This is a genomic window from Dyella silvatica, from assembly GCF_026283955.1.
GTDB lineage: Bacteria > Pseudomonadota > Gammaproteobacteria > Xanthomonadales > Rhodanobacteraceae > Dyella_C > Dyella_C silvatica.
On record NZ_JAPDPE010000046.1, the window covers coordinates 1 to 13,566 of the forward strand.

At 59.8% G+C, this 13,566-nt stretch carries 10 protein-coding genes and 1 tRNA gene; all 11 read right to left on the reverse strand.

Features of this window, described 5'->3' with window-relative positions:
* Window positions 1–694, reverse strand: a 694-nt coding sequence (locus OUZ52_RS10810) for a poly(R)-hydroxyalkanoic acid synthase subunit PhaE (protein WP_323135338.1), incomplete at its 3' end; no start/stop codon positions are given.
* A gap of 135 nt (window positions 695–829) precedes the next feature.
* Window positions 830–2,935 (reverse strand): polyribonucleotide nucleotidyltransferase, encoded by a 2,106-nt coding sequence (gene pnp, locus OUZ52_RS10815; RefSeq protein WP_266158400.1) that lies wholly within the window; start codon window positions 2,933–2,935, stop codon window positions 830–832.
* 21 nt (window positions 2,936–2,956) lie between these two features.
* Complete coding sequence (gene rpsO / locus OUZ52_RS10820; protein WP_114845892.1) at window positions 2,957–3,226, reverse strand: 30S ribosomal protein S15; 270 nt, start codon at window positions 3,224–3,226, stop codon at window positions 2,957–2,959.
* Window positions 3,227–3,378: 152 nt separating this feature from the next.
* Window positions 3,379–4,326, reverse strand: coding sequence for a tRNA pseudouridine(55) synthase TruB (gene truB, locus OUZ52_RS10825; RefSeq protein ID WP_266158431.1), 948 nt, complete (start codon window positions 4,324–4,326; stop codon window positions 3,379–3,381).
* A 9-nt stretch (window positions 4,327–4,335) separates the two neighbouring features.
* Entirely contained in the window at window positions 4,336–4,716 is a 381-nt protein-coding gene (rbfA, locus tag OUZ52_RS10830; protein WP_266158401.1) for a 30S ribosome-binding factor RbfA, read from the reverse strand.
* Window positions 4,717–4,913: 197 nt separating this feature from the next.
* A complete protein-coding gene (infB, locus tag OUZ52_RS10835; RefSeq protein ID WP_266158402.1) occupies window positions 4,914–7,787 on the reverse strand; it encodes a translation initiation factor IF-2 in 2,874 nt (957 codons plus the stop codon).
* Window positions 7,788–7,917: 130 nt separating this feature from the next.
* Window positions 7,918–9,423 (reverse strand): transcription termination factor NusA, encoded by a 1,506-nt coding sequence (gene nusA / locus OUZ52_RS10840; RefSeq protein WP_266158403.1) that lies wholly within the window; start codon window positions 9,421–9,423, stop codon window positions 7,918–7,920.
* Between the two features lie 49 nt (window positions 9,424–9,472).
* Entirely contained in the window at window positions 9,473–10,006 is a 534-nt protein-coding gene (locus tag OUZ52_RS10845; protein WP_266158404.1) for a ribosome maturation factor RimP, read from the reverse strand.
* 193 nt (window positions 10,007–10,199) lie between these two features.
* A tRNA-Met gene (locus OUZ52_RS10850) sits at window positions 10,200–10,276 on the reverse strand.
* Between the two features lie 298 nt (window positions 10,277–10,574).
* Window positions 10,575–12,044 (reverse strand): NADH-quinone oxidoreductase subunit NuoN, encoded by a 1,470-nt coding sequence (nuoN, locus tag OUZ52_RS10855; RefSeq protein ID WP_425493832.1) that lies wholly within the window; start codon window positions 12,042–12,044, stop codon window positions 10,575–10,577.
* Entirely contained in the window at window positions 12,040–13,554 is a 1,515-nt protein-coding gene (locus tag OUZ52_RS10860; protein ID WP_266158406.1) for an NADH-quinone oxidoreductase subunit M, read from the reverse strand. Before OUZ52_RS10860 ends, nuoN begins: the two co-directional genes overlap by 5 nt.
* Window positions 13,555–13,566: the final 12 nt, after the last annotated feature.

Sequence of the window (13,566 nt, forward strand, 5' to 3'; positions counted from 1 at the left end):
CGCCATAGGTAATGCGAAATTCATCCGACAAGGCAATTTCCGCATAGGCGGCCTCGGAGGCATCGATCCATTGGTCATAAAGCGCCTTCAACGAATCCAGTTGCTGGCCGCGCTCGGCAAGCTGCGACAACTGATTCTGCAAGCGCTCCAGACCTTCGGTATTGGCTCGCTGTATCAAGGCCTGGTAACGGCCTTGCGTTTCCAGATACTCGCGCATCGCGGCAGCCAAGGCCTGCTGCTGCATTTGTTGCTCGCGGGTATAGCCAAAAGCCGGCATGGGGCTCATCCCGGGCATCCCACCTAAGCCGCCAGATTGCGCGGCCTGCAACCACGACTGCCACGATTGCGCAAAACCTTGCGCGCCCAAGGTGTCGATACCTGCAAAGGCTTGTGCAAAGGGCTGGCCGCCGGCGCCGCCGAACATATCCTGCAATTGTCGCTGCCAGTCGCCGCCCTGCCCTAGGCCGCTGCTGGCGACACCTTGCAGCCACTCGGTATAACTCTTCAAACCGGCCATGCTCCGAGCCAGCAAATCGTCGCTCGGCGCAGCCGGCGAGGCCATGCCAGGGGGGGAGAAACTGGTCGGATTGAAAAAGGGCGAGCCGCTGCCGGGCTGCTGCTGCATAAAACGGGTCCAAGCATCCCAGGATTGCTGTGCTTGTGCCTGATAGTCCTTCAGGAAATCGGTGGCCATGCCTGCCTCTTCGTGAACACATCACGTTGAATACGTCCTGGCATCCTAGCAAAAGCCCCAGCAAAAGCCTGTTACCGGAAACGAAAAAGCCCGGCATAAGATGCCGGGCTTTTTTGTACTACCTGACGATGACGCTTAGGCGTTGACGTTCTCGTCTTCGGTGACGGCTTTCATGGACAGGCGAATACGGCCCTGCTTGTCCACTTCCAATACCTTGACCTTGACGATGTCGCCTTCCTTCAGCTTGTCGGAGACCTTCTCCACGCGCTCGCTGGAAATCTGCGATACGTGAACCAGACCATCCTTGCCCGGCATGATGGTGACGAAGGCGCCGAAATCCATCAGCTTGGCGACCTTGCCCTCATAGATGCGGCCCGGCTCGACGTCGGAAGTAATCTGCTCGATGCGCTTCTTCGCCTCATCGGCGGCGAGGCGGTTCACCGAAGCGATAATCACCGTGCCGTCATCGCTGATATCGATGGTGGTGCCGGTCTCTTCGGTGATCGAACGGATGGTGGCGCCGCCCTTGCCGATGACTTCGCGGATCTTGTCCGGATGGATCTTGATGGTGAGCAGGCGCGGGGCGAACTCGCTCATCTCCGAACGCGGCGTGCTGATGACCTTGGCCATTTCGCCGAGGATATGCAGACGGCCACGCGTAGCCTGTTCCAGCGCCACCTTCATGATTTCTTCGGTGATGCCGTCGATCTTGATGTCCATCTGCAGCGCGGAAACGCCTTCGGCGGTACCGGCCACTTTGAAATCCATGTCGCCGAGATGATCTTCGTCACCCAGGATGTCCGACAGCACGACAAAGTCGCTGCCTTCCTTGACCAGACCCATGGCGATACCGGCAACCGGCGACTTCAGCGGAACGCCCGCATCCATCATGGCCAGCGACGAACCGCACACCGAGGCCATCGAGGAAGATCCGTTCGACTCGGTGATCTCGGAGACCACGCGAATCACGTACGGGAACTCTTCGATGCTCGGCTTGACCGCCTGCACACCGCGCTTGGCAAGACGGCCGTGACCGATCTCGCGACGCTTCGGGCTGCCGACGCGGCCGGTCTCGCCCACCGAGAATGGCGGGAAGTTGTAATGGAACAGGAACGGATCTTTCGACTCGCCTTCGGGTGCGTCGATGAGCTGCGCATCACGCGTGGTACCGAGCGTGGCAACGACCAGCGCCTGGGTTTCACCGCGAGTGAACAAGGCCGAACCATGGGTACGCGGCAACACGCCAACGCGCACGGTGATCGGGCGGACGTCGTCCAGCTTGCGGCCGTCGATACGCACCTTGGTCTTGAGCACGCCATTGCGCATAGTGTGATATTCGACTTCGCCGAAAGCGGTACCGATATCGCCATCGCTCCAGCCGGCCGCGGTGGCCTGCTCGGCGATCTTGCTCTTGACGTCGCTCTTGATCGCCGAAATGACGTCGCGACGCTCCATCTTGTCGCGGACCTGGAAGGCCTCGACCAGACGATTGCCGATAGCGGCCTCAAGGGCAGCAAACAGCGCGTCGTTGCGAGCCGGGGCTTCCCACTTGAAGGTCTTGCGGCCGGCTTCAGCGACGAACTCGTTGATCGCATTGACCGCGGCCTGCATCTGCTGGTGGCCGAAGACCACCGCGCCGAGCATGACTTCTTCGCTGAGCAGCTTGGCTTCCGACTCCACCATCAGCACCGCATTGGCGGTACCGGCGACGACCAGATCCAGATCGGAGGTCTTCAGTTCGGTGACGGTCGGGTTGAGCAGGTACTTGCCGTTGGCATAACCGACGCGGGCAGCACCGATCGGGCCCTTGAACGGGACACCGGCCAGGACCAGCGCGGCAGACGCACCAAGCATCGCCAGCATGTCGCCATCGACTTCCGGATTCAGCGACACCACCTGGGCGATGACCTGAATTTCGTTCTTGAACTCTTCCGGGAACAGCGGACGGATCGGGCGATCGATCAGACGCGACGTCAGCGTCTCTTTCTCGGTCGGGCGGCCCTCACGCTTGAAGAAGCCACCGGGGATACGGCCGGCTGCGTAGAACTTTTCCTGATAGTCGACGGTGAGCGGGAAGAAATCCTGCCCCTCGCGCGCCTTGGTCGCTGCCACAGCGGTGACCAGCACCACGGTGCCACCCATGCTGACCATGACGGCACCAGACGCCTGGCGGGCAATTTCGCCCGTCTCCAGTGTGACTTCGTGATTACCGTACTGGAATGACTTGGTTACTTTCGCCACTTTGATGATGTCCTTGTCCGATTAACGGCGCAGGCCGAGGCGTTCGATCAGGGTCTGGTAACGGGCCAGATCGTTTTTCTTCAGGTAGCCGAGCAGGCTCTTGCGCTGGTTGACCAGCTTCAACAGGCCGCGGCGGGAATGGTGATCCTGCTTGTGCGTCTGGAAGTGGCCAGTGAGGTGAGTGATGCGGGCGGACAACAAAGCCACCTGGACTTCCGGCGAACCGGTGTCGTTAGGTACGCGGCCGAAGTCAGCAATGATCTTGCCGGTCTGTTCTGCAGTGAGGGACATGGTATCTCTTTCCTTAAAAGGCGATGCGAAGCTTGCGCAACGTCACTGGGATGACGTTGCGCAAGCTTCGCCTTGATGAATGAAAGCTATGGAACAAGCAGGGTATTCTAACGATTGAGACCGCATCACAACAAGAGCGTCATAGTTTGCGGTTAAACAGGCGGATTCGTCGGCAGCAGATTGAACCCGCGCAGGATGCGTAAACGACCATCGGCCTCGACCCCTGCCAGGGCCAGCAAACGACCGTCATCGGCGTAAACAGCACATTGGGGAATAGGCCCCGGCATGCCGGTAGGAATCTGACGCCCCTGTGAGACAGCAAGGCTTTGGGCTGAATCGAGCCGCAACACCGGTAGCTCAGCCAGCCCGGCGGCAACCGGCAGTACGTAGGCTTCCAGGGCCTGATCGCCCTGCTCCGCCGCCTGCTGCAGCTGCTCCAGCGTCACCATGGCCGGTTCGCGAAACGGCTCCACCCACAGCCGTCGCAGCGCAGTCAGATGCGCGCCGCAACCTAGATCTTCACCCAGATCCACGGCCAAGCTGCGCACGTAAGTGCCTGAACCGCACTCCACGTACAGTTGCAAACGGTCTTCGCTACGCAAGAGCAGATCCAGCCGATAAATGTCGACTTCACGGGATGGTACTTCGACCGTCTCGCCGCGCCGGGCCTTCAAATACAACGGCTCGCCATCTTGCTTGATCGCCGAATACACCGGCGGAACCTGAACAATACGACCACGCAGCTTCGCTAGCGCGAGCTCGATCGCGGCGTCATCCAAGGCCGGCACCGGCCGCTGCAAAACCATGTCACCTTCCAGATCGGCGGTGGTGGTGGTCACGCCCAGCTGGCATTCGGCGATATAGGCCTTGCGTGACCCCAGCAAGGTGCCGGCGATCTTGGTGCCCTCGCCGAAACACAGCGGTAACAACCCGGTGGCCAAAGGATCCAGGGCGCCGGTATGCCCTCCCTTGGCCGCCCGCAGCAGTTTTCGCGCCGCCTGCAAGGCCTGGTTCGAACTCAAGCCCAATGGCTTGTCAAGCAACACGATGCCATGCAAGTCACGGAAGCGAATGCGATTTTTGGCTTGACGCTGATTAATACGCGTAGCTCAGTCTTGGTTGTCTTCTTTGTTCGGCAACAAGTCGTGTGCCTGCTCGCGCAACAAGCGCTCAATACGCTCACCGGTATCCACCGATTCGTCGTACTTGAAACGCAGTTCCGGCACCCGCCGCAAGCGCATGCTGCGCGACAGCTCACGACGGAACTCAACCGCCAGCTCCTTGAGCGCCTTCACCGCCGTCGCCGACTGCTCGGGCAATAAGGCGGTCACCCATACCGTGGCCCAGTCCAGGTCACGCGTAACCTCGACGTCCGACACACTGACAGACGGCAGCCCGTGATCGCGGACGGCAGCATGCACCAGCAAGCTGATTTCGCGGCGCAGCTCGGCACCTACGCGGTCGGTACGTTTGAAGTCACGTGAAGGCATGGGGGTATTCCAATTCAATAACGGCATACCGCCTGAGAAATGGCGATAGACCTGACCTCCCCTACAAGCGGCCAAGGGGAGTACGGATGAAGGGGCCTGCCACGAACTCGAAGCAAAGACATTCGCGGTAGCGCTAACCCACTCATCCCGGCCCCCTTTCTCGTTGCAAACACACGCGAGAAAGAGGGAACGGTTACTTACAGCGTCCGAGCTACCTCATGACGCTCGAAGCATTCGATCTGATCGCCAGGCTTGACGTCGTTGTACTGCTTAACGGCGATACCGCACTCCATGCCGTTACGCACTTCATCGACCAGGTCCTTGAAGCGACGCAGCGATTCCAGTTCGCCCTGGAAGATCACCGTATTGTCGCGCAACACGCGGATCGGCTTGCTGCGCTTGACCGTACCTTCGATGACCATACAACCGGCCACGGCACCAAACTTAGAGCTACGGAACACTTCGCGCACCTGCGCCGTACCGATGATTTCTTCGCGCACTTCCATGCCAAGCAAGCCTGAAGCGGCCTGCTTCACCTGATCGATCACGTCATAAATGATCGAGAAGTAGCGCATATCGAGACCGGCGGTATCGACCACCTTACGTGCCGACGCATCGGCACGTACGTTAAAGCCGATGATCAAGGCCTTGGAGGCAGCGGCGAGAGTCGCATCGGACTCGGTAATGCCACCGACGCCGGCAGCGATCACGTTGACCTTTACATTCTCGTTGCCGATCTGGCTGAGCGATTCACGCAGCGCCTGCACCGAACCCTGCACATCGGCCTTGACCAGGATGTTGAGCGTCTGCTGCTCGGCACCCTGACCCATCTGCGCGATGATGTCTTCCAGGCGGTTGGCCTTGCTGACCATCCGCGTTTCGCGACGCTTCTGGTTACGCTCGGCAGCCACTTCACGCGCCAAGCGCTCATCGGCAACCACGACAAAGTCATCGCCCGACTCCGGCACGCCGGACAGGCCCAGCACCTGCACCGGGATCGACGGGCCAGCTTCTTGCACCTGCTTGCCGTTTTCGTCGATCAAGGCACGCATGCGGCCGTACTCAATACCGCAGACGACAAAGTCGCCGCGTTTGAGCGTGCCCTGCTGCACCAGCACCGTAGCTACTGGGCCGCGACCGCGATCCAGGCTGGATTCGATCACCACACCGGAAGCCGCGCCGTCTTCGACCGCGGTCAACTCCATCACTTCGGCCTGCACCGAAATCGCATCGAGCAACTCGTCGATACCGGTACCGGCCTTGGCCGAGACAGGCACAAACATGGTGTCGCCGCCCCAGTCTTCCGGGACCACCTCCAGCGTTACCAGGCCTTGCTTGACGTTGTCCGGATTGGCATCGGACTTATCCATCTTGTTGACCGCAACGATGATCGGCACCTTGGCTGCACGCGCATGCTGCACGGCCTCGGCCGTCTGCGGCATCACGCCATCGTCAGCCGCCACCACGAGCACCACGATGTCAGTGGATTGCGCGCCGCGTGCACGCATCGAGGTGAAGGCCGCGTGGCCTGGGGTATCCAGGAAGGTGATCACGCCCTTCGGCGTTTCCACGTGATACGCACCGATGTGCTGGGTAATGCCGCCCGCCTCGCCTGAAGCCACCTTGGCGCGACGGATGTAATCGAGCAGCGAAGTCTTACCGTGATCGACGTGGCCCATGATGGTGACCACCGGCGGACGCGGCTTCTTCTCGCCGTCAAGCTCCGCATTCTGCGTGTGCGCAGCAAGTGCAGCCTCGGCATTATCTTCACTGGCAGCGACCGCGGTATGCCCCAGCTCTTCAATCACCAGCACCGCCGTGTCGTGATCGATGGTCTGGTTGATGGTCGCCATCACGCCCATTTTGAACAGGGCTTTGACGACTTCCGAACCCTTGACCGCCATCTTCTGCGCCAGCTCGGCCACGATATTGGCATCGCCGACGACCACTTCACGCACCACCGCAGCGGTGGGACGGGTAAAGCCATGCGGGCCCGCATTGGCATTGTTGTTATTACCGCGCGAGGCTTCGCGAACCGAGCCACGACCCGGCTTGCCGCGCTTATTCGAGCGCTTGGCCCGATCGGCGTCCGACAAATGCAATTCACCGCCGGCAAAACGCTTACCGCCCGGACTGTCATCGCGGTCGCGACCACCACCACCGCCACCGTGACGCGGCGGCTTATTGCTATTGCGATTGGCGTCCGCACTGGCCGGCGCCGCGGCCGCAGCGGCCGGAGCCCGTGCCGCTACCGGCGCAGCAGCCACCGCAGCCGGTGCCGGCGCGGGTGGTGCCGGCGGCGGTGCTGGCGGAGCCACCGGCTTGATTTCACGCCGACGCGGTTCGTGAATACGCGGCAGAATCATGCCCAGCTCGCGCGGATCGATTTTTTGTACGGTTGACTGCGGAACCGACGGCTGTGCCGCTGGCTTCTCCGCGGGCACTTCAGCCACGACTGGAGCCTCTACCACTGGGGTACTGATTTCAACGACGGGGGTTTCCACACGGGCAGCCTCAGCCTGCTTCTGTGCTTCGGCTTCGGCCTTGAGACGGCGCTGCTCAGCGGCTTCTTCCTGCCGGCGCTGCTCTTCCTCGGCTTGTTGCAAAGCTTCTTGCTGGCGACGAAGGTCAGCCTCAAGACGCTCGTTTTCTTCATGCTCACGCTGCTGCTGGGACTCCTGCAGCTTGCGCACGGCGTCTTCACGCTCGACGTCGGAGCCAGCCTCTTCGGCAATGACGCTACGCTTGACGTAGGTGCGCTTGGCCCGCACCTCGACGTTAACCGTCTTGGCACCGGCTGCGCCACGTGCGCCTGGCGTTGCCACGGTCAGCTCGCTGACCTTGCGGCGTTTGAGGGTGATCTGGCGCGGCGAGCTGTCTTCGGCTTCGACCGCGACCTCGCCCTTGCCGTGAGTACGGCGCAGGAAGCCAAGCAACTTCACCTTCTCGGTGCTGTTGATGACCTGCTCCGGATCGGAGAATTTCATACCAGCCTCGCCTAGCTGCCCAAGCAGCTTGTCGACTGGCATGCCAAGTAACTTGGCAAGTTGTTTAATCGTGACATCCGACATCGTGTTCTTTCTCCGCCGTTCCCGCGCTTATCGTCCGTGCGGCCTCGCCTGCACAGCCACCCCCATCCATGGTGAGAAACCCCTTAAGAGCCTCTCGCGGCGCACCCATCCAGGGCGCTGCCGTTCGCGGTTAGCCGCCCTTCTCCAGTCGCTCGATCATCGGCGCACGCGCCGCAAGAATCAGCGCCGCAGCGCGCTCTTCGTCCATGCCTTCAATATCGATCAGCTCGTCCACCGCGAGGTCGGCCAGATCGTCCACTGTCACTACTTCGCGTGAAGCCAGCGCATAAGCGGTGGCCTCATCCATGCCCGGCAGGGCCAGCAAGGCTTCCGACGGCTGATGCTCGTCGATGCCCTCTTCCACAGCCAGCGCCTCGGTCAGCAGCGCATCACGAGCACGTGCGCGCAGCTCCTCGACGATGTCTTCGTCAAAGCCTTCCACCGCCAGCAACTCGGCGCTGGGTACATAGGCGATTTCTTCCACGCTGGAGAAGCCTTCCTGAACCAGGATGTTGGCGATCTCCTGATCCACTTCCAGCTTGTCCATGAACAACTGGCGAGCAGTCTCCTGCTCCGCCTCGCTCTTGGCGGTGACCTGGTCTTGCGTCATCACGTTGAGCTGCCAGCCGGTCAGCTTGCTGGCAAGGCGCACGTTCTGGCCGCCGCGGCCAATCGCCTGGGACAGCTTGTCCTCGGCAACGGCGATATCCATCGAGTGCTTCTCTTCGTCCATGATGATGGACTGCACTTCGGCCGGCGCCATCGCATTGATGACGTACTGCGCCTGATTCTCGTGCCACAGGATGATGTCAACACGCTCGCCATTGAGCTCGTTGGACACCGCCTGCACGCGCGAACCGCGCATGCCGATGCACGCGCCGATAGGATCGGTACGGCTATCGTGAGCGACCACGGCGATTTTCGCGCGGTCACCCGGGTCGCGAGCACAACCCTTGATTTCAACCAGGCCCTGGCCGACTTCCGGCACTTCGAGCTTGAACAGCTCAATCATGAACTCCGGTGCCGCACGCGATACAAACAACTGCGGTCCACGAACTTCCGAGCGCACCTCGAACAGGTAACCGCGCACACGGTCGCCGACACGGGCGGACTCACGCGGAATGGTCTTGTCACGCGGAATGAAAGCCTCGGCATTGCTGCCCAGATCCAGATACACGTTGCCGCGTTCGACGCGCTTGACGATGCCGGTAATCAGTTCGCCCACGCGATCCTTGAAGGCGTCGACCACCTGCTGACGCTCGGCTTCGCGCACGCGCTGCACGATCACTTGCTTGGCAGCCTGCGCAGCGATACGGCCGAACTCGGCATTCTCGACTTGCTGCTCGATGTACTCGCCGATCTGCGCGTCTTCGCGCTCATCGGTGGCGTCCATCAAACGCAGCTGGTGAAACGGCGACTCCATCTCGCCATCGTCGGCAATGATTTCCCAGCGGCGGAAGGTTTCGTACTCGCCGCTGTTGCGATCGATAGAAACGCGGACATCCGGATCTTCGTCCGGATAACGCTTCTTCGCAGCGGAAGCCAACGCAGCCTCCATCGCTTCAAAAATCACGTCGCGCGGCACGCCCTTCTCGTTGGCAACCGCGTCTACCACCAGCAAAAGCTCTTTGCTCATTGCAGCAACTCCGTAGACGCCTCGCGGCGCCCGATCGCACATTGATTAATTACTTCGTAGCCTTATTGGCCGCTTTTTTTCCACCGAGCTTGGGCTGCGGCACGTAACCGAGCGCCACCCAATCCGGCACCACTCGCGCGCTTTCCACCGCCGAGTGATCGAATTCGAACATCTTGCCCTCGGCTTCCAGCGAAATACGCTCGCCCTCCACCGCAATCACTTTGCCGCGCAAACGGCGACGCCCTTCCAAGGGCGCCTTCAACAACAACTTCACTTCCGTGCCGACGAACTTGCCGAACTGCACTGCCGTAAACAACGGCCGATCGATACCCGGCGAAGAAACTTCCAGCACGTAATGACCTGGAATCGGATCTTCTACGTCGAGCAACGCCGACAATTCGCGGCTGGCTGCCTCGCAATCGTCCACATTGACTTCGCGGCCTTCGGTGGCCTTGTCCAGCACGTCCAGATAAACGCGCAGGGTACTCTGCCCGTGCGACGGGGAAAACTCCACGCCAAGGCATTCCAGCCCAAGATCGGCCAGAACCTCGCTAAAACGTGTTGCCAGTGCTTGTGTATCCATGAGTATTCTTCCGCCGCCAGAAACAAAAAATGGGCTCAAGCGGCCCATTCCCTTATCTCGCCGTTGTCCCGACTCCTCCAGATTCTTTCCGGGCACGAACCGCCGGCTTTTCAACTGGCAGATGATCGCACGACGCATCCTTGCGCCCAACAAAAAAGCCTCACGAGGAGGCTTTCTTGCTCTAAGAAAGATCTGGTAGCGGGGGTAGGATTCGAACCTACGACCTTCGGGTTATGAGCCCGACGAGCTGCCAGACTGCTCCACCCCGCATCAGAGTTCGAGAAGTCTAACGATGTGGCAGGTCTCTTGCAAGGCTTTTTGAAATTTAACTGGAAACATTTCTGTCTTTTTTTCAAAACAATGCAACAAAGCCTTATATAAAGCGTTTTTAAGATCGATCGTCGTCGTGCGCGGCACTACTTGTCGAATGCACTTGGATGCTCTCATCGTCATTATCGAGCGACGACATCATCGTCTGTCTTACAAACGCATTGCACCTGATGCATGGTCAAAAATGAAAACGGCCGCTATGCGCGACCGTTTTCTTCAAACAGCGGTGACAAAGCGATCAAACCGCGGGGAACGCACTCTTGCACCAGTCCAACAGCGGACCCCAGCAAAAACCCATCACCAACAGCGCCAGTGCATTGAGTGACAGCACCAGGCGCAGCGAAAGATCCGACTGCGGTTTGTGCTCGCTACCTTCGACCGGCTTGTCGAAGTACATCACCTTCACCACGCGCAGGTAGTAGTACAGACCGATGATGGCGAACACGGCACCGACAATAGCCAGCCACAGCATGTTTGCGTGCACAGCGGCCTGCAACACCATCAGCTTGGCAAAGAAACCAAACAGCGGCGGCACACCGGCCAGCGAGAACATCACCAGCAACATCAGGAAAGCCAACCACGGCGAACGCTGGTTCAAGCCCTTCAGATCATCGACTTCTTCGCATTCGAAACCGGCACACGCCAAGGCCAGGATCACCCCGAAGGCCGCGGTACCCATCAGCGCGTAGCTGATCGCATAGAACATCGCCGCGGCATAGCCTTCGCTATTGGCACTGGCCAGGCCCAACAACAGATAACCCATGTGCGAAATGGTCGAATACGCCAGGACGCGCTTGAGGTTGGTCTGCACAATGGCAACCAGATTACCGATCGCCAGCGACAGCACGGCCAGCACCGCCAACATCTGCTGCCACTGATGCGCCAGCGACGGGTCGCCCATGCCCGACTCAAGCAGCCGATACGCCATACCGAAGGCCGCCAGTTTCGGCGCCGAACCGATGAAGATGGTGACCGCCGTCGGAGAGCCCTGGTAAACGTCGGGAATCCACATGTGGAACGGCGCGGCACCGAGCTTGAAGCCTATACCGATGATCATGAAGATCAGGCCGAACAACAACAAATTCGGTGTCGAGTTATGCAGCGAAGCGGCCGTGTGCAGCTGAGCCAGATCCAGCGTGCCGGTGGCGCCGTAAATCATCGACATGCCATACAGCAGCATGCCCGAGGCCAGGGCGCCCAGCACGAAGTACTTGATCGCCGCTTCCGACGACAAACTCGAATCGCGGTTCAACGCGACCAAGGCATAAGAGGACAGTGTCAGCAGCTCCAAACCCAGATACACGGTGACCAGGCTACCGGCTGACACCAGCAACATGATGCCGATCACCGCGAAAATCGTCAGCGTGTAGAACTCACCGACATACAGCTTGCGATCGATCAGATACGGCCGGGCGTAAATAAACACCAGCACCGTCGCCAGCAAAGCGAATACCTTGAGAATTTCCGCTACCCGATCGCGCACGAACATACCGTTAAAGGCGCTGATGCTTTGCTCTGGCTGGCCTGCCATCACCAGATACATGGCCACCAACAGCACGGCGATCGAGAGCCAATGCAGCACCCAGCGTCGCGCTGGCGCCATAAAGGCGTCCAGCAGCAACAGCAAGCACGCCGCCACTACCAGACATAGCTCTGGCAGCAGGATCAGAATGTCATTCATATTCGGCATGAGTGTGTCCTGCTCAATAAATCTTGTGGTTGCCAAGCTGCTGAACCAGCTGCGTTACCGAAGCGTCCATCAGATGGATCAACGGTTGCGGCCACACACCCAACACCAGCACAGCGGCGGCGAAGGCCAATAAAACGAAGGCTTCGCGGCCATTGATGTCTTTCATTTCAGCGACGTGCGGGTTGGTTACCTCACCCCAGAGCACTCGCTTGACCATCCACAACGTATAAGCGGCGCCGATGATCAAGGTGAATGCAGCGAACAGTGCAATCCACGGATTGGCGCTGAAGCTGGCCAGGATCACCATGAATTCGCCGACAAAACCGCTGGTACCCGGCAAGCCGCTATTGGCCATCGCGAAAAGCATGTAGAAGAAGCCGAACCACGGCATCACATTGATGACGCCGCCGTAGTCCTTGATCTGTCGCGAATGCAGGCGGTCATAGAGCACACCGATGCAAGAGAACATCGCGCCTGACACGAAGCCATGCGAAATCATCTGCACCATCGCGCCCTGCAGGCCAAGCTTGGCCGCATCGGCGTTGCCGCTACGCACCAGCATGAAGGCGATAAAGATACCCAGGGTCACAAAGCCCATGTGCGCCACGGACGAATACGCCACCAGCTTCTTCATGTCCTCCTGCACCAGGGCGATATAGCCGATGTAGACGACCGCTAACAGGCTTAGGCCGATCACCAGCCAGGCGTAGGCTTCGGATGCATCCGGCACGATCGGCAGCGAGAAACGCAGAAAGCCGTAACCGCCGATTTTCAGCATCACCGCAGCCAGCACCACCGAGCCACCGGTCGGCGCCTCGACGTGGGCGTCCGGCAACCATGTATGCACCGGCACCATCGGCACCTTGACGGCGAAGGCGAACAGGAAGGCGAAGAACAGCCAGGTCTGCTCCTTCATCGACAAGCGCAGGCCAGCCAGCGTATTCAAATCGAATGAGCCGCCAGCCTTGTTGTACAGATAAATCAGGCCGATCAACATGAAGATCGAGCCGAGAAAGGTGTAGATAAAGAACTTCAGCGTCGCGTAAACACGGCGCGGGCCGCCCCAGACACCGATCAGGATGAACATCGGGATCAGCATCGCCTCGAAGAAGGCGTAGAACAGCAGCGCATCGGTGGCGCAGAACACGCCGATCATCAGGCCTTCCAACACCAGCATGGCGGCCATGTACTGATGTGGTTTGTCCTGGATGACTTCCCAGGCGCCAATAATGACCAGGATGCCGACAAAGCTGGTCAACAAGATCAGCGCGACCGAGATGCCATCCACGGCCAGGCCGTAATGAACATTCAGCGCCGAAATCCATTGATAGTCTTCGACGAACTGTTTGATCGGGCTGTCCGCGTTGAACTGCGTCAACAACAGCAGGCTGACCACAAAGGTCAGCACCGCAATCAGCAACGAGGTCCAGCGGGCCAGGTTGGGCCGAGCAGAACCGGCGAGCAGCACCGGTATGGCACCGGCGATGGGGAGCCAGATCAGCAGGCTGAGCAAGAAGTGATTAAACATATGAGCGCGCTT